This is a genomic window from Janthinobacterium sp. SUN128 (assembly GCF_030587275.1).
Classification (GTDB): Bacteria; Pseudomonadota; Gammaproteobacteria; order Burkholderiales; family Burkholderiaceae_D; genus Janthinobacterium; species Janthinobacterium lividum.
This window is the reverse complement of record NZ_JAPWHY010000001.1, coordinates 450,372-466,663: the sequence shown is the minus strand read 5'-3', so window position 1 is coordinate 466,663 and position 16,292 is coordinate 450,372. Positions and strand designations below refer to the sequence as shown.

The 16,292-nt window shown below is 62.0% G+C and carries 14 protein-coding genes and 8 tRNA genes; 3 read left to right on the top strand and 19 right to left on the bottom strand.

Features of this window, described 5'->3' with window-relative positions; translation table 11 throughout:
• Positions 1-59: 59 nt before the first annotated feature.
• On the bottom strand, positions 60-1,301 hold the full coding sequence (locus O3297_RS02300; protein WP_080753177.1) for an MFS transporter: 1,242 nt from the start codon (positions 1,299-1,301) through the stop codon (positions 60-62).
• Between the two features lie 138 nt (positions 1,302-1,439).
• Between O3297_RS02300 and O3297_RS02295 the strand changes: the two genes are divergently transcribed.
• Positions 1,440-2,270: a helix-turn-helix domain-containing protein gene (locus O3297_RS02295; protein WP_052139850.1), complete on the top strand. Its 831-nt coding sequence runs from the start codon at positions 1,440-1,442 to the stop codon at positions 2,268-2,270.
• 43 nt (positions 2,271-2,313) lie between these two features.
• Here the strand turns inward: O3297_RS02295 and aqpZ are convergent, their stop codons facing one another.
• From aqpZ to O3297_RS02205, 18 genes are all read right to left on the bottom strand, one after another.
• On the bottom strand, positions 2,314-3,003 hold the full coding sequence (gene aqpZ / locus O3297_RS02290) for an aquaporin Z (protein ID WP_034778070.1): 690 nt from the start codon (positions 3,001-3,003) through the stop codon (positions 2,314-2,316).
• A gap of 224 nt (positions 3,004-3,227) precedes the next feature.
• Positions 3,228-3,638, bottom strand: coding sequence for a GNAT family N-acetyltransferase (locus tag O3297_RS02285; RefSeq protein ID WP_070253439.1), 411 nt, complete (start codon positions 3,636-3,638; stop codon positions 3,228-3,230).
• Positions 3,638-4,096, bottom strand: a complete 459-nt coding sequence (locus O3297_RS02280) for an Ivy family c-type lysozyme inhibitor (protein WP_167468645.1) — start codon at positions 4,094-4,096, stop codon at positions 3,638-3,640. Before O3297_RS02280 ends, O3297_RS02285 begins: the two co-directional genes overlap by 1 nt.
• Positions 4,097-4,160: 64 nt before the next feature.
• Complete coding sequence (locus O3297_RS02275; protein ID WP_034778064.1) at positions 4,161-4,571, bottom strand: hypothetical protein; 411 nt, start codon at positions 4,569-4,571, stop codon at positions 4,161-4,163.
• A gap of 29 nt (positions 4,572-4,600) precedes the next feature.
• A complete protein-coding gene (locus O3297_RS02270; RefSeq protein ID WP_305047629.1) occupies positions 4,601-5,749 on the bottom strand; it encodes an amidase family protein in 1,149 nt (382 codons plus the stop codon).
• 206 nt (positions 5,750-5,955) lie between these two features.
• The gene (locus tag O3297_RS02265) at positions 5,956-6,531 is read right to left on the bottom strand and encodes an elongation factor P (RefSeq protein WP_034758247.1); all 576 of its coding nucleotides are present in this window, start codon (positions 6,529-6,531) and stop codon (positions 5,956-5,958) included.
• A gap of 135 nt (positions 6,532-6,666) precedes the next feature.
• Positions 6,667-7,836: an elongation factor P maturation arginine rhamnosyltransferase EarP gene (gene earP / locus O3297_RS02260; RefSeq protein WP_305047628.1), complete on the bottom strand. Its 1,170-nt coding sequence runs from the start codon at positions 7,834-7,836 to the stop codon at positions 6,667-6,669.
• A gap of 95 nt (positions 7,837-7,931) precedes the next feature.
• Positions 7,932-8,007: transfer RNA gene (locus O3297_RS02255), tRNA-Glu, on the bottom strand.
• A 57-nt stretch (positions 8,008-8,064) separates the two neighbouring features.
• Positions 8,065-8,140: transfer RNA gene (locus O3297_RS02250), tRNA-Glu, on the bottom strand.
• 124 nt (positions 8,141-8,264) lie between these two features.
• Positions 8,265-8,340, bottom strand: a tRNA-Glu gene (locus O3297_RS02245).
• Between the two features lie 242 nt (positions 8,341-8,582).
• Positions 8,583-9,659, bottom strand: coding sequence for a DUF5694 domain-containing protein (locus tag O3297_RS02240; RefSeq protein WP_305047627.1), 1,077 nt, complete (start codon positions 9,657-9,659; stop codon positions 8,583-8,585).
• Between the two features lie 406 nt (positions 9,660-10,065).
• A tRNA-Ala gene (locus tag O3297_RS02235) sits at positions 10,066-10,141 on the bottom strand.
• Between the two features lie 50 nt (positions 10,142-10,191).
• A tRNA-Glu gene (locus O3297_RS02230) sits at positions 10,192-10,267 on the bottom strand.
• Between the two features lie 38 nt (positions 10,268-10,305).
• A tRNA-Ala gene (locus tag O3297_RS02225) sits at positions 10,306-10,381 on the bottom strand.
• A gap of 134 nt (positions 10,382-10,515) precedes the next feature.
• Positions 10,516-10,591: transfer RNA gene (locus tag O3297_RS02220), tRNA-Glu, on the bottom strand.
• Positions 10,592-10,658: 67 nt separating this feature from the next.
• Positions 10,659-10,734, bottom strand: a tRNA-Ala gene (locus O3297_RS02215).
• Positions 10,735-10,857: 123 nt separating this feature from the next.
• On the bottom strand, positions 10,858-12,264 hold the full coding sequence (gene gltX / locus O3297_RS02210; protein WP_305047626.1) for a glutamate--tRNA ligase: 1,407 nt from the start codon (positions 12,262-12,264) through the stop codon (positions 10,858-10,860).
• Positions 12,265-12,334: 70 nt separating this feature from the next.
• Positions 12,335-13,246, bottom strand: coding sequence for a LysR family transcriptional regulator (locus O3297_RS02205; RefSeq protein ID WP_305047625.1), 912 nt, complete (start codon positions 13,244-13,246; stop codon positions 12,335-12,337).
• A 146-nt stretch (positions 13,247-13,392) separates the two neighbouring features.
• Between O3297_RS02205 and lysA the strand changes: the two genes are divergently transcribed.
• Positions 13,393-14,631, top strand: coding sequence for a diaminopimelate decarboxylase (lysA, locus tag O3297_RS02200; RefSeq protein WP_305047624.1), 1,239 nt, complete (start codon positions 13,393-13,395; stop codon positions 14,629-14,631).
• 62 nt (positions 14,632-14,693) lie between these two features.
• Complete coding sequence (locus tag O3297_RS02195; protein WP_305047623.1) at positions 14,694-16,259, top strand: phospholipase D family protein; 1,566 nt, start codon at positions 14,694-14,696, stop codon at positions 16,257-16,259.
• Positions 16,260-16,292 lie beyond the last annotated feature (33 nt).

Below are 16,292 nucleotides of genomic sequence, written 5' to 3'. Positions count from 1 at the left end.
TCATGAAGAGAATATCGCATGCGCGCGGGCGGGCCGTCAAGCCCTCCCGCGACGCTGGCCTACTTTTTCGCCTGCTCGATATGCGGCAGCAGCACCGTCAATATGCCCAGCAGCGGCAGGTAGGAGCAAATTTTATACACATAGGCGATGCCCGACACGTCGGCCAGGTGGCCCATCGCCGCGGCCGCGATCCCCGACACGCCAAACATCAGGCCAAAGAAGATCCCCGCGATCATGCCCACCTTGCCCGGCACCAGTTCCTGCGCGAAGACGACGATGGCGGAAAACGCGGATGAAATCACGAAACCGATGATCACCGTCAATACAGCCGTCCAGAACAGGTCGACATATGGCAGCAGCAGGGTAAATGGCGCGGCGCCCAGGATGGAAATCCAGATCACGCGCTTGCGGCCGATGCGGTCGCCGATGGGGCCGCCCATGAAAGTGCCGGCCGCCACGGCGGCGAGGAACAGGAACAGGTACAGCTGGGCATCGCCGAGCGACAGGTGGAACTTGTCGATCAGGTAAAAGGTGTAGTAGCTCGACAGGCTGGCCATGTAGATGTATTTGGAAAACACCAGCAGGGCCAGCACGCCCAGCGCACCCATCACCTTGTTGCGCGACAAGTTAGGTCCATGGCCGCCCGCCTTCGGCTTGAAGCTGGCCAGGTGGCCGCTATACCAGTGGCTGACCTTGTACAGCACGCCGATGGCCAGCACGGCGAGCAGGCTGAACCAGGCGACATTACCGTGGCCACGGTTCACGATGACGGCCGCCGCCAGCAGCGGGCCCAGGGCGGAGCCGACGTTGCCGCCCACCTGGAACAGCGACTGGGCAAAGCCGTAGCGCCCGCCCGACGCCATGCGGGCCACGCGCGACGCTTCCGGGTGGAAGGTCGACGAGCCGACGCCGATCAGGCCCGAGGCGATCAGCAGGGTCGGGAAAGTCGAGACGATGGACAGCATCAGCACGCCCGCCAGGGTAAAGCACATACCGACGGGCAACAAGAATGGCAGAGGACGGCGGTCCGTGTACAAGCCGATCCAGGGTTGCAGCAACGATGCCGTGCACTGGAACGTCAGGGTTATAAGGCCGACCTGGGTAAAACTGAGTGAAAACTCGGCTTTCAGCATCGGATAAATCGACGGCAATAATGCCTGGATCAAGTCATTAAGCAAATGCACGAAGGCGACGGCGCCCAGGATGTGCATGGCCAGACCGGATTGTTGTTGGGAACTGTGAAGCGAGGGAGCCGCCGGCACGGGCTTGGCCAGTGCTGGGGCAGGTGTGGTTGTGTGCATGTGTCATCCGCAATAATCGGGCACGGCGGGCGGCCCGGCAAAGAAGCCAGTATAGTATGGTCACTGAACTGACAACTTCCAATAATCGTCGCCCAAGTGACAACTAAGTGACAATCAGGTGACAATCCAACGACGCACATGTACACCCACCACCCCGCCCAGACCCACCCCGATGGCGTGCCGTTCAGCCGAAGCACCAGCTCACACGATTACCAGCACGTGCCGCGCCCCGTGACGGCCATGTCCAGGCAATACGTGGCGGGCGACTACACGGCGCCGCACAGCCATGTGCGGGCGCAACTGCTGTATGCGACGGAAGGCGTGATGCGCGTCTCCACCGGACACGGCGTGTGGATCTTGCCGCCGCGGCGCGCCCTGCTGATCCCCGTGGGCGTCGTGCATGAAGTTCACATCTTGAGCGAACTGAGCATGCGCACCGTGTACATCGATGCGCAGGTAGCGGCCCAATATGGCGCCGATTGCAAGGTACTGGAAGTGAGCCGGCTGTTGCGCGAGCTGATCCTGGCCTTGCTGGCCGAACCGATCGAATATGCGCTGGCGGGACGCGGCGACTGGCTGGCGCACCTGATCCTGTCGGAATTGGCGGGGGCCGATACCGTCCCCCTTGCCATCCCCTGGCCGCGCGACCGCCGCCTGGTGGCCGTCTGCTCGGCCATCATGAGCGCGCCCGGCAGTCGGCGCAGCATCGAGGATTGGGCGCAGGACGCGGGCGCCAGCGCACGCACCCTGATCCGTTTATTCCCCAAGGAAACGGGCTTGCACTACCGCCAATGGCTGCAGCAAGTCCACCTGGCCGAGGCCTTCTGCCGCCTGGACCGGGGTGAAGGCGTGGCGGCCATCGCCTATGCGCTGGGCTACGCCAGCCCCAGCGCCTTCAGCGCCATGTTCCGCCGCATCCTGGGCCGCACGCCGCAACATTACCTGAGCGAGTGGCGCGGCGCCGATTAAATGAAAAAAGCAGCCCGCGGGCTGCTTTTTTACATGTTGAAGCCTACTCTTTTTCGCCCGCAATCAAGCGGTAGGCCAGCGCGCCCAGCAAGGCGCCGATAATCGGTGCCAGCCAGAACAGCCACAGCTGGCTCGTCGCCCAGTCGCCCACGTACAGGGCCACGCCTGTGCTGCGGGCCGGATTGACGGAGGTATTGGTGACGGGAATGCTGATCAGGTGGATCAGGGTCAGCGCCAGGCCGATCGGCAGCGGGGCGAAGCCGGCCGGCGCGCGCTTGTCGGTGGCGCCCAGGATGACGATCAGGAAGAACATCGTCAGCACGATTTCAATGACCAGCGCCGACAGCATCGAATAGCCGCCCGGCGAATGGGCGCCAAAGCCGTTCGAGGCAAAGCCCTTGCTGACATCGAAACCGGCCTGGCCGCTGGCGATCACGTACAGCACGCCTCCGGCCACGATGGCGCCCAGCACTTGCGCAATGATGTATGGCAACAGTTGATTGGCGGGAAAACGGCCGCCGGCCCACAGGCCGATCGAGACGGCAGGATTCAGGTGGCAGCCGGAGATGTGGCCGATGGCGTAAGCCATGGTCAGCACCGTCAGGCCAAAGGCCAGCGCTACGCCGGCAAAGCCGATGCCAAGGCCGGGAAAGGCAGCGGCCAGCACGGCGCTGCCGCAACCGCCCAGGACCAGCCAGAACGTGCCGAGAAATTCGGCGCCATATTGTTTCATGATGTATTCCTTTAAAGTGACGAGAAAACGTGCCAGGGACGACCAATCGGACCGCTCACCACCTTTGCCCCGCCAGGTAGCGACGGCAAAGCACAGCACCAGCAACGCACCGCTGCGTAAGCTGCAGAGCGCGCATAATGACATGATGTCATTATCAATGCAACATTATTGCGTACAATAATGTTAATAGTTCTCTTGACACCTAAAGGTTGTTTTGATAATTCTCACGCTGCAGGACGACGCATATACTTGTGTGGCGCCTCCAGCGGCGCAAAACCAAAGCTGGCATACAGGCCGTGCGCGTCATCGGTCCCCAGCATCCAGACGACATCGCGCACACGCGCATCGCCGAGCGCGGCGGCCACGATCTGCTTGCCATAGCCGCGCCCCTGGTATGGCGGCAGCACAAACACGTCGCGCAGGTAGGCAAAATCCGTGTAATCGGTGATGACCCTGGCGAACGCCACTTGCTGGCCATCCACATAGCCGCCGAAACACAGCGCGTTGGCGATGCCCTTGCGCACCGTTTCGATCGCCACGCCGCGCTTCCAGTACGATTGCTCGCTCAGGTAGCGGTGGATCATGGCCACGTCCAGCTCGCCGCGTTCGCTGGAAATGCGCAGTGGCGCGTGCATCAGTTCTTGAACAACAGGTCGGCTTCGGCGATGCTGGGTTCGCCGAAGTAAACGGTGCGCAAGCCGCCCTTGCCATCGCTGCCCATATACACGCCCGTCATGCTGCGCTCGGCCGGGTCGTACAGGATGGAGTAGCGGTGGCCGCAATTGTGCGGTTCGCAGACACTGCTCAGCAGGCGCGCCTTGCCGTCGATCTCGACGGGCTTGAGCGGGCTGGCCACGCCATCCGGCACCCAACGCTGCCGCTTCAGGCCAGCTTTTTTCAAGCCCACATTGAAGGCCTTGCGAAACGCGTAGTCCGCCTTGTAGACGTCGGGGAAATACGGGCAGGTGTGGCCGCCGTCGCAGCTTTGCGCCTGCTCGATCAGCGACAGCCTCGGCGTACGCGCGTGCGCCGGCAGCGCGGCCAGCGCCACGGCGGCACCGAGGAACAGGGGGAACAGCAAACGTGCGGACATGCAATCTCCTAAAAGCATCATGTAATGCCGGCAGCATAGCAGAATGGCATGCTTGCGCACCGTCTCAGGGAGAACAGCGGATACCGACGACCCCGTTGACCTTGCCTTCCGGCCAGCCCGTCTCGCGCCAGCGGTACACGCCGGGCGCGACGATGATCAATTGCCATTCCACCAGCTTGCCAGCGGCATTGAGGCGGGTTTCATTGTCATAGCGTAACGTCAGGCTGTGCTCCGTTTCCGCTACGACCGTCGCGGCAAAGCGGTTGGTTTCACCCAGCTTGCTTTTCCACGTCCGGTCGTTGAAGATCGCCAGCCGCTGATGATCGTCAGACAGCTGCATGCGCGTAAAGTGCCGCGCCTCTTCGCAAACACTGTTCGTATTGACGCTGTCGGACCAGCTGCCAGACAATTGCGCGGCGTCAAAAGGAGTCGGGGTGGCGGTCACGGCCGCACTCAGCAGCAAGGTTGCAAGCATAGTTTATCGAAAGAAAACGAAAAGAAAATTCATGGCTGGCGCAGCGCCAGGGTGATGCTCGCCGGCAGCGCGGGCGTGCGCCGGTGCAAAGTCGCCTGCTCATACGCATAGGCCATCGCAATGAGCTGCATGTCGCCGTGGGCCGGACCGATGAAGGACAAGCCGACCGGCGAGCCACCGGCCACGCCGGCCGGCACCGTGATATGCGGCAAGGCCGCCGGCGCCTGCGATACGCCATGACAGGTAGGCCCCACCAGCGCATCGAGCCCATGCGAACCCAGCAATGCTTCGATGCCGCCAGGCCCGGGCGCGGGCGGCATCTCGATCAGTTCCGCGCCCTGGTCGCGCAGTACCAGCAGCGCCTGCCCGATCACGGCATCGGTCCCCGCGCACAGGCCGAACAGGCTGCGCGCCACGCCGATGCGGCGCCCATGCAAGCCGGCGGCATCGAGCACCACGCCATCGGCCAGGCGCTCGCCCGTCAGGGCGGCGAGCAGCCAGGCCGCCTCGCGCACGCTGGGGGCCATCGGCCCGGCCATGGCTGGCTCGCCGCCCTGCCCGCCAGCGGCCCTGCCCGTGGGCTTGATGGCGACCAGGCCGCAGTCTGAAGCAGGCGCGACGATGGAACCGTCCGCGGCGCTGTCGACGGCCAGGATGGTCAGCCCGGCCCAGCTGGCAGTGGCATGCGGCACGCTGACGGCAGCCCACTGACGCAAATTGCTTTTGCCGATGATGACGGCGCCGGCCGCGCGCAAGCGCGCCGCCACAAAGGAATCGCAGCTGGCCTGCGTGGCCAGGGGGGCTTGCGTGCGCGTCTTCATGCGGTCGCCCGTGGCGATATTGTCGCGCAAGACGACGGGAATGCCATGCAAGGGGCCGCGCACCTTGTGGACCTGCCGCTCGCGGTCCATTTCCAGGGCAATTTTCAACGCATCGGGATTGATTTCAATGCCGGGATAGGTCCGCGTGCCGATGCTGCACAGCGAGCGGATGCGCCCCAGGTACTGCGACGTCAGCGCATGGGAGCTGAGTTTGCCTGCCTGCATCATTTGCTGTTGCGGCAAGACGCCGGCATCGAGCAGATGGGCCATGGGGCTGGCGGGCGCCGAGGCACGGGCCAGCACGGGACGCGCCACGCCCCGGGACGCGCCACTGCGTAACATCTGACTGCGCTGCATGCTATCTCCAGGAAACTTCAATGTTTCTACCGCAATAATGTTCTAGCCATAGCATAGCAGTCCCTGCAACACAATTGTTGTTGAAGGGAATTATTTTTTAAGCAAAAAAAACGCTGCCCGAAGGCAGCGTTTTTTGATCATCCAGCACTGGAGCAAGCCAGGCCGGCATATGCCGGGCCATGCGAGCGGCGCAGTGCAACGATCTATCAGTTGCGTACGACACGCTTGTATTCGTTGGTACGGGTGTCGATTTCGATGACGTCGTCCTGTGCCACGAACAGCGGCACTTGCACGGTGTGGCGGTGCGCGTCGATAGCGTTTTCGATCTTGGCTTCTTTCAGGACGTTGCCCGACGTGTTGCCCTTGACCGCTGGCTCCGAGTACACCACTTGACGGGCGATGGTCGTCGGCAGTTCAACGGAGATCGCTTTGCCGTCGTAGAAAATGGCTTCGCATTCCATGCCATCTTTCAGGTAGTTCAGCGCTTCGCCCAGGTTTTCTTCTTCGATTTCGTACTGGTTGTACTCGGTGTCCATGAAAACGAACAGCGGGTCGGCGAAGTACGAATACGTCACTGGCTTTTTATCCAGAACAACAACGTCGAACTTGTCGTCGCCGCGGAACACGTTTTCCATCGGGGTGTTCGTCAGAAGATTTTTCATCTTCCATTTGTAGGTGAAGCCCGTGCGGCTCGAACCGTTGACATCAGAACGCAACACGATCATTGGCTTGCTGTCGACCATGATGATATTGCCAACACGAATTTCTTTTGCGGGTTTCATAGGAATGTACGTAAAAAGTGGGTTGCATGAAGACCATCTGCCGCCTGTGCGCCATCAGCGCCGCAAGCTTGCGTTTGATCGGTTAAAAATACGTTAGAAATAACCGGGCATTTTACCTTAATTTTGAGCAAGCGCCTATCTCGTCGCGCCAGCGAACGCCAGCAGCTTACTTGCCAGATCGCCATTAGCCTGCATCTCCCGCTGCCAGTCCTGCGCGCGCACCCTGATGCGCGGCAGATCGGCCTGCAATGCGGGCCACAGCTGCGACCACGGCAAGGTGTCCGCGCTGGCGCCATTCCAGGCCAGCGCCGCCTGCACCAGGCTGTCGATGGCGCCATCCGCATCGGCCGCATAGCGCTGCAGGAAGGCGCGCAATTTCACGTGATGCAAGTTTTCATCCTGCAGATAGATATGCCAGAGAAACGGCTGGCCGGCCCATTGCGCGCGCACGAAGGAATCCTCGCCGCGCACGAAATTGACGTCGCAGGCCCACAGCAGGCGGTCGTAATCGTCTTGCGGCACGAAAGGCAGCACGCGCACGGTGAGCGCGCCGCGCGTGCGCGCCGCACCAGATACCGCCGCATCGTCGCCGATAAATGACTGAACGGCATCGATCGCGACGCCTTCCGGCACCAGGCACGTCATGGGTTCGCTCCCTGCCTGCCAGGCCGCAAACAGCTCGGCGACGGGCGCGGACGGGTAGCAGAACAGCGATATTTTCAAGGCGCGCATTTCCGCCGCCGTCACGCCGAATTGCCCCAGGAATGCCGCCATGGCGGGTGCATCGGCCTGGAACGCCAGCCGCCGCTCATCCAGCGCCGCTTCGCGCAGCAAGCCGCCCGTCTTGTTCGTGAAGCCGGGAAAGAAGAAATGCTTGATCATGCCGTGGCGCGGCGACGTCAGCGCGTGGCAGCCCTCGACCCACTCTTCCGCCGTCAAGCCTTCCAGGTTCAGCCACACGGGATGCGGCGCGCACTGCGCCATGGCACTGATATAGCCGGGCGGAATGTCGCAGGCAAAGAATTCGATGACGATGTCGGCCACATCGCCGGGCACGAACGCGCCATCCTGGCCGCGCCAATGGCGCACCGTGACGCCGGAGACGTGCTGCGCTTCGGCCGCCACGTCGATTTCCGGGCAGATGCGCCGGAAACTCGGCAAATCATCGACCCACAGGGTGACGGCCACGGCATGCTCGCCGCTCAACTGCCGCGCCAGGCGCCAGCAAATGCCGATATCGCCGTAGTTGTCGACGACTTTGCAGAAGATGGCCAGGGATGGTGCGCGATCGGTAGGAAGTGGCATATTGAACGGAAAGAGAAAAACGTGGGCATGGCGACCCATAACAAAAAAGCCGCGCTGTTACCAGGCGGCTTTTTTGTTGGCTGATTCAGCCGGTCTGGCGTCCCCAAGGGGATTCGAACCCCTGTACTCACCGTGAAAGGGTGATGTCCTAGGCCTCTAGACGATGGGGACAGAAAATCTGTCCTGGATGCGCTGCTTTGCATCCCGACCTGTTACTACTTGCGAATCTGGCGTCCCCAAGGGGATTCGAACCCCTGTACTCACCGTGAAAGGGTGATGTCCTAGGCCTCTAGACGATGGGGACAGAAATCTGTCCTGAATGCGCTGCTTTGCATCCTGACCCGGCACTGCAGCAATATGGCAGAAACAAAAAAAGCCTGACTTGTCAGGCCCATTCAGCACTGCACTCTTACTTTACAACTAAATCCTGGCGTCCCCAAGGGGATTCGAACCCCTGTACTCACCGTGAAAGGGTGATGTCCTAGGCCTCTAGACGATGGGGACCTGTGCTGGCTTTACTCTCAGCGGACTCTTCGTTGAAGGCTTTGCTTAGCCCCTCAAAAAAGCGTGCGCGAAGTTTAACACGAAGCGATTCACGAAATCAACTGCTGGCCTTCTTATTTTCCACCTTTTTGCATCCCCCTTCCCTATGGAAACAAGATGATGGCAGGAAGATATGCAAAGCAACAGCACGCCAGGCATGCAGGAAAAACCGCGCCAACCTCCCGGCGCGGCAAAAGCACTCCTTAGCGCAAGATATCGTCCGTACTGGTGATGCGCACATCATGCATCTGGTTCAGATACGCCTCCAGATAGCCCTTGTGGGATGCGCCGACGATGACCAGCACGCGCATGCCTGGGCGCGCCGCCATGATTTCGCGGATATTCGACGCCATGCGCAAGTTGCGCACCTCCCAGGAGGCGACGTAGTTGCGGCCATACCGCTGCGGCGAAGGCTCTTCGAGCGCCGCGCCAAAATCGCCACGGAAGGCCAGATCCGCCTCGGCGCGTCCGTTATAGGCGCGATAGATCGCCAGCACACCGGCAGGCGTCGTCAATTGTTCCTCAAACCCGGCATGGATGCGCTTGCGCTCGGCCGAAAAGGAGTTATTCCAGGCCGCCCTGATCGCCTTGGCATAAGCCTTTTCATCGTCAACAGGCATATCGGACGTATGGTCATCCATGCCATGCACCCGCTCGTGCCCGCTCTTCGCCGCCAGCACGGCAGCGATCTGATAGCTCTCGTTGCGCTGCATCAGCAGGGAATTGAGGTTTGCGGCCAAGGGCTCGCTCACGCCGTCACCGGCGCGCCGCTCCTCGACAGGCAGGCGCAGCCACTGCACCAGCGCCGATGCGCGCTCGCCACCGGCCAGGAACAGGGAGGCCAATGTACGCCGCTGCGCGGCAGACGGCGCCGCCGGCCAGGCGGCCAGCAAACCCTCCGCCTGCGCCGTGGCCGCGACCACATCGAGCCCCGTGGCGGCCTGCGCGACGGAAGTGTCATAGCAATACACTTTCACCGTATCGCCATAGCGCTGCGGATAGGCGCGCAGGTAAGCACACTGCAAACCGGAAAGCGCCTCGATCGCGATCGCATCCGGCCGCCAGTCCGCCAGGCGCTCGTTGAGCAAGCTCAATTGAGACGGATCAAACGATTTTGGCAATTGCGCCAAATGGGGCGAGCCGAGCACCAGCACGTCATTGAACGGGCCCTTTTGCAACTTCAGCGCACCGGGATCAAATTTCGCCGCAGGCGGCGCCTCCGCATGCACGGGAACGTGCATAACGGCGGCAAGAAAAAAACTGGCAAATACGCGGTGCATCCTGTCTCCTCAATGTGATGGTCCATTTTTTATCAGCAGGCTTGATGCAATCAAGCCGCCTGCCAAATGTAACCACTCCGCAAATCACTGTCAGTTATATCCATGCAACCAATAGGCACAAAAAAAGCCGCCGAGGCGACTTTGAATATCTTGCGACTTATATGCTATTTCCGGAAATAAAAAAAGCCGCTCGAGGCGACTTTGATTTATTCACTACCTTACCTACCAGTTTCTGCGCTGTTGGTGGAGGTAAGCTGGAGCCAACCCTGACCTCTTGCATGCCATGCAAGCGTACTAACAGCTTAGCCATATTCCCCCGAGCGAAGAAACCGCCAGCACAAATAAAAAAAGCCGCTCGAGGCGACTTTGATTTATTCACTACCTTACCTACCAGTTTCTGCGCTGTTGGTGGAGGTAAGCGGGATCGAACCGCTGACCTCTTGCATGCCATGCAAGCGCTCTCCCAGCTGAGCTATACCCCCCGGGCGCAGAAACACTGCTACTTCTTTACAACTACAACACCAGACTGAACTGGCGTCCCCAAGGGGATTCGAACCCCTGTACTCACCGTGAAAGGGTGATGTCCTAGGCCTCTAGACGATGGGGACCTCGGCACTACAGTTTTACCACCTTACTTCTGCGCTGTTGGTGGAGGTAAGCGGGATCGAACCGCTGACCTCTTGCATGCCATGCAAGCGCTCTCCCAGCTGAGCTATACCCCCCGGGCGCAGAAATAATAAAAGCCGCACTTGGCGACTTTGTTCCACTACTTGCTTTCCATCCAGATTCCGCTTTTTACGGGCCTGAACTTACAACAATCAGTACAAACAACTGCCACTACTATACCACAACTACTTGGCGTCCCCAAGGGGATTCGAACCCCTGTACTCACCGTGAAAGGGTGATGTCCTAGGCCTCTAGACGATGGGGACCGCGGAACTTCCAAACAACAACTGCACCACTTCAACGACTAACAAAACCTGACTGCGATTTTGCTGCTGGTGGAGGTAAGCGGGATCGAACCGCTGACCTCTTGCATGCCATGCAAGCGCTCTCCCAGCTGAGCTATACCCCCGTTGGTGCAGAAACAAGAGTATAGCAAAGAAGTTTCACTCTGCAAATACCCTTTTTCGTCTATGAGCAACTTTTCATAGGGGCGGTTTCCGCACTCTCTTTTACGACGATTTAATCGCGATGCTTACAACCACTTTGCCAGGCGCGCGAGCACGGTGTCGCGGCCGAACATCACCACTACCTGGTCGATGGCCGGGGTCTGCAACTGGCCCGTCAGGATCAGACGCAAAGGCATGGCCAGCAGCGGCATCTTGATGGTGTTCGCGGCCAGCACTTCCTTGATCATGGCGGCGACGGCTTCCTTGCTCCACTCCACCGTGGCGATACGCTCGGCAAACTGCGCCAGCACGGGCTTGATGGTATCCGTGATGTGCTGCGCGACCAGTTCCGCTTCCGGCTGCGGTTCGCGGAAGAACAGCATCGAGGCGACAGCCAGTTCATTGACCGTGTTGGCGCGCTCTTTCATCATGCCCAGCACTTGCGCCAGGTCCGGCGCGCCTTCGAAGACGGCACCGGCGGCGGCCATTTGCGGGCGCGCCAGGTCGGCCAGACGCGTGTTGTCGGCCTGCTTGATATAGTGGTTGTTCAACCAGGCCAGTTTTTCATTGTTGAACTGGGCCGCCGATTTCGACAGATGGTTCAGGTTGAACCACTCGCAGAACTGCTCGGTCGAGAACACTTCATCGTCGCCATGGCTCCAGCCCAGGCGCGCCAGGTAGTTCAGCATCGCTTCCGGCAGGAAGCCTTGCGCCGGGTAATCCATCACGCTGACGGCGCCATGGCGCTTCGACAGCTTTTCGCCGTCCGCACCCAGGATCATCGGCAGGTGGCCGTACAGGGGCAGCGGTGCGCCGATGGCGCGCAGGATGTTGATCTGGCGCGGGGTGTTGTTGACATGGTCGTCGCCGCGGATCACGTGCGTGATCTGCATGTCCCAATCGTCGACGGCCACGCAGAAGTTGTACGTCGGCGTGCCGTCCGGGCGGGCGATCACAAGGTCGTCCAGTTCGCGGTTCGAAATCGTGATCGTGCCCTTGACCACGTCATCCCACGTCACGTCGCCATCGAGCGGATTCTTGAAGCGTACGACGGGCTTGCGGTCGGCAGGCACGGCCGGCAGGGTTTTGCCCGGTTCCGGACGCCAGGTGCCGTCGTAGCGCGGCTTTTCGCCGGCGGCGCGCATGCGCTCGCGCATCGCTTCGACTTCTTCCGGCGACGAGTAGCAGTGATATGCAGTACCTTCGGCCAGCATCTGTGCCACCACTTCGCGGTAGCGGTCCATGCGCTGCATCTGGTAGAACGGGCCCTCGTCGTGGTCCAGGCCCAGCCACTTCATGCCTTCGATGATGGCTTGCACGGCTTCCGGCGTGGAACGCTCCACGTCCGTGTCTTCGATGCGCAGCACGAAAGTGCCGCCGAAGTGGCGGGCATACGCCCAGCTGTACAAAGCGGTGCGGGCGCCGCCCAGGTGCAGATAGCCGGTCGGGCTGGGAGCGAAACGGGTACGGACGGGAGTAGCGGTTGTGGTCATCGAAGTAATCAGGCCTGAATAAGTAAAACGCCATTTTACTCTGTTGACCGCCGCCGCTCCACAAGCACCGTCACAGCTGCAGCAGCCGCCTTTTCACTTCGTCCGCCTGCGCATGCAACGCCTGCTCGAACAGGGCGACAAGTTGCGACAGGGGCCGGTGCAAAGGCTTCACGAGATTCACCGTGAACGGCAGGGACACGGCGAAGCGGCGGATCTGCAAGCCCTGCCCCGCATAATCGAGGGCCGTGAGCGGATTGACGATGGCCAGGCCCACGCCTTCGCGCACCATCGCGCACACGGAGGCGGCGCTGTGCGTGTCGAGCGCCATGCGCCGCTCCACGCCCGCCTGCGCGAAGATGGCGTCGATCTGCTGGCGGTAGGGGTCGACGGCGGCCAGGCTGATGAAAGGCTGGCCCGCGAAGTCCGCCGGCTGCAGCACGCTCTTGCTGGCGAGCGCATGGCCGTCCGGCAGCACGCACACTTCATCGACGGACATCAGGGTGTCGAGCGCGGTGCCCGGCGGCGCATTGCCCACTTCCGTCAGGCCGATATCGTGCCGCTGCGCCGACAGCCACTCTTCCAGCAGCGGCGACTCCTGCGGCGTGATGCTGATGCTCACTTTGGGAAAATCGGCGACGAAGCGCTTGCACGCCTGCGGCAGCAGCGACTGGGAAAACACGGGCAGGCAGGCGATCGACAACTGTCCCTGGTCGAACTGGCGCAGGGCCGCCGCCGTGCTGACGATGCGCTCGAGGCCGAAATATGCGCGCTGCACTTCCTCGAACAGCTGCAGCGCCTGGGCCGTGGGACGCAGCCGCCCCCGCTCGCGCTCGAACAGGATCAAGCCCGTCAAATGCTCGAGGCGCGCCAGTTCGCGGCTGACGGTGGGCTGCGACGTATGCAGCATGGCGGCGGCGGCCGTCACGCTGCCCGTCGTCATGATGGCGCGGAAGACTTCGATATGGCGCAGGGAGATAGTCATGGCCATATCATAAATGAATAAGGTAGGCCTAAATAGATATTTTATGTTTACAAAGAAAACCCGCATCATGGCCAGCATCGTAGGTCGGATTAGCGGGCAAAGCCCGCGTAATCCGACGCCACCCATCAAATGACAAAGACCACACCATGAAACCAGTGCCAGACGCCACCCTCGCCCAACTCGCCCAGGAACACGGCACCCCCCTGTGGGTGTATGACGCGGCCACCATCCGCGCGCGCGTGGCGCAGCTGGCGCAGTTCGACACCGTGCGCTTCGCGCAAAAGGCCAATTCGAACATCCATCTGCTGACCTTGATGCGCGAAGCGGGCGTGCACGTGGACGCCGTGTCGCTGGGCGAGATCGAGCGCGCGCTGCAGGCAGGCTTTACACCGGCGCAAACGAACGGCGCCGCCGGCGTGGTCTTTACCTGCGACCTGTTCGACCGCGCCACCCTGGCGCGCGTGGCGGCGGCGAAGATCGAAGTCAATTGCGGCTCCGTCGACATGCTGCGCCAGCTGGGTCCCGTGTCGCCCGGCCACCGCGTCTGGCTGCGCATCAATCCAGGCTATGGCCATGGCCACAGCAACAAGACCAATACGGGCGGCGAAAACAGCAAGCACGGCATCTGGCATGAAGAGCTGCCGGAGGCGCTGGCCGTCATCCGCGCGCATGGCCTGCACCTGGTGGGCCTGCACATGCACATCGGCTCGGGCGTCGACTACAGCCACCTGGAAACCGTCTGCGGCACCATGGTCGATCTGGTCAAAAACATGGGCCACGATATCGAAGCCATTTCCACGGGCGGCGGCCTGTCCGTGCCCTACCGCGAAGGCGAGCAGCCCGTCGACACGGACCACTACTTCCAGCTGTGGGATGCGGCGCGCAAGCAGATCGAGGCGCACCTGGGCCATCGCGTGCACCTGGAAATCGAACCGGGCCGCTTCCTCGTGGCCGACGCGGGCTTGCTGGTGGCCGAAGTACGCGCCACCAAGCAAATGGGCGGCAACCATTTCACCTTGCTCGATACGGGCTTCAATGAACTGATGCGCCCGGCCATGTACGGCAGCTACCATGAAATGTCGGTGATCGCGCATGACGGCCGCGCGCTGGACGCGCAGCACGCCACCGTCGTCGGCGGCCCCCTGTGCGAATCGGGCGATGTGTTTACCCAGCGCGATGGCGGCGTGGTGGAAACCCGGCAGCTGCCGGCAGCGCAGGTAGGCGACTACGTCGTGTTCGAGGGCGCGGGCGCGTATGGCGCGTCGATGTCGTCGAACTACAACAGCCGCCCCCATGCGGCGGAATACCTGGTCGACGGAGAACAATCCCGCTTGATCCGCCGCCGCCAGACGGTGGCCGAGCTGATCGCGCTGGAACAACTCTAAAACCGCGCCGCGTGCGGGCATGCGCATCTGCTAACATCAGGGCAACTCGATGAAAGCCCGCCATGCCCGCCCAAGCACTTCCCTTCCGCAGCGCCACCCGGCTGCTGCTGCCCCTGCTGCTGTCCACCATCCTCGCTGGCTGCGCTTCACTGCCTTCGCTGGAGAGCCGCACTCCCTCCAGCGTCATCACCGATACGGCACATACCCAGCTGGCCACGGCCATTGCGCCCATGGCGGCGCAGCATCCGGGCGTGTCCGGCATTTATCCGCTGGTCGATGGGCGCGACGCCTTTGCCGCGCGCGCCCTGCTGGCCGCCGCCGCCCAGCGCAGCCTGGACGTGCAGTACTACATCTGGCACAAGGACATCACGGGCACACTGCTGTTCGACGCCCTGCGCCAGGCAGCGGAGCGGGGCGTGCGCGTGCGCCTGCTGCTCGACGATAACAACACGGCGGGCCTGGACCAGACCTTGAGCATGCTGGGCAAGCAGCAGAATCTGGAGATCCGCCTGTTCAACCCATTCATTCCCCGCGCGCCGCGCGCACTGGCCTTTGCCGCGGATTTTTCCCGCCTCAACCGGCGCATGCACAACAAATCGTTCACGGCCGATAACCAGGCCACCATCGTCGGCGGACGCAATGTGGGCGATGAATATTTTGGCGCGGCCGGCGATGTGCTGTTTGCCGACCTTGACGTGCTGGCCATCGGCCCCGTCGTCGACGACGTGTCGCAGGATTTCGACCGCTACTGGAACAGCGCCTCTGCCTACCCGGCCAGACTGCTGCTGACCAGCCCTGTCGAGGGCGACGCGGCCACCATCGCCGCCGAAGCGGACCGCATCGACGATACCAAGGCGGCCGAGGAATACGTGCAGGCGCTGCGCACCTCGCCCTTCGTCAAGCAGATGATGGAACGCACCCTGCCCTTCGAATGGGCCAAGACGCGCATGGTCAGCGACGACCCGGCCAAGGTGCTGGACAAGGCCCGGCCAGGCACGGGCGTGGCGGACAACCTGCAAAACCTGCTGGGTGTGCCGGAAAAGGAAGTGGACCTGGTGTCGCCGTATTTCGTGCCCGGCAAATCGGGCACGCAAGCCTTCGCCGACCTGGCAAGAAAAGGCGTGGGCGTGCGCATCCTGACGAATGCGCTGGAAGCGACCGACGTGGCGGCCGTGCATGCCGGCTATGCGAAGTGGAGAAAGCCGCTGCTGGAAGCAGGCGTGCTGCTGTACGAGTCGCGCCGTTCGTGGGAACGGGGCGATGCGCGCGAACAGCCGGGCCGCTTCGGCAGCTCCGCATCGAGCCTGCATGCAAAGACCTTTGCCGTCGATGATAGGCGCATCTTTGTCGGCTCGTTCAACTTCGATCCGCGCTCGATCGAATTGAACACGGAAATGGGCCTCGTCATCGACAGCCCCGCGCTGGCCAGCCAGCTGGGGCAAGCCATGCGCACCACGATCCCGCAGCGCGCCTACCAGGTGCTGCTTGGCGACGACGGTGCGCTGTACTGGATCGCGCGCGACGCCAGCGGCGCCACCACGCGCTACGACACGGAGCCGGGCACCAGCGTGTGGAAGCGCATGGGGGTGGCGATTCTGTCGGTGCTGCCGATCGACTGGCTGCTGTAAGCGGCTTGACCAACGATGTTGTCGGATTACGCG

Bases quoted from the DNA above. Each gene is read 5' to 3' on its own strand.
- O3297_RS02205 (WP_305047625.1), bottom strand. From the start codon at position 13,246: ATGACTATCTCCCTGCGCCATATCGAAGTCTTCCGCGCCATCATGACG.
- aqpZ (WP_034778070.1), bottom strand. From the start codon at position 3,003: ATGAAACAATATGGCGCCGAATTTCTCGGCACGTTCTGGCTGGTCCTG.
- gltX (WP_305047626.1), bottom strand. From the start codon at position 12,264: ATGACCACAACCGCTACTCCCGTCCGTACCCGTTTCGCTCCCAGCCCG.
- O3297_RS02275 (WP_034778064.1), bottom strand. From the start codon at position 4,571: ATGCTTGCAACCTTGCTGCTGAGTGCGGCCGTGACCGCCACCCCGACT.
- lysA (WP_305047624.1), top strand. From the start codon at position 13,393: ATGAAACCAGTGCCAGACGCCACCCTCGCCCAACTCGCCCAGGAACAC.
- O3297_RS02280 (WP_167468645.1), bottom strand. From the start codon at position 4,096: ATGTCCGCACGTTTGCTGTTCCCCCTGTTCCTCGGTGCCGCCGTGGCG.
- O3297_RS02295 (WP_052139850.1), top strand. From the start codon at position 1,440: ATGTACACCCACCACCCCGCCCAGACCCACCCCGATGGCGTGCCGTTC.
- O3297_RS02265 (WP_034758247.1), bottom strand. From the start codon at position 6,531: ATGAAACCCGCAAAAGAAATTCGTGTTGGCAATATCATCATGGTCGAC.
- O3297_RS02240 (WP_305047627.1), bottom strand. From the start codon at position 9,659: ATGCACCGCGTATTTGCCAGTTTTTTTCTTGCCGCCGTTATGCACGTT.
- O3297_RS02300 (WP_080753177.1), bottom strand. From the start codon at position 1,301: ATGCACACAACCACACCTGCCCCAGCACTGGCCAAGCCCGTGCCGGCG.
- O3297_RS02195 (WP_305047623.1), top strand. From the start codon at position 14,694: ATGCCCGCCCAAGCACTTCCCTTCCGCAGCGCCACCCGGCTGCTGCTG.
- earP (WP_305047628.1), bottom strand. From the start codon at position 7,836: ATGCCACTTCCTACCGATCGCGCACCATCCCTGGCCATCTTCTGCAAA.
- O3297_RS02270 (WP_305047629.1), bottom strand. From the start codon at position 5,749: ATGCAGCGCAGTCAGATGTTACGCAGTGGCGCGTCCCGGGGCGTGGCG.
- O3297_RS02285 (WP_070253439.1), bottom strand. From the start codon at position 3,638: ATGCACGCGCCACTGCGCATTTCCAGCGAACGCGGCGAGCTGGACGTG.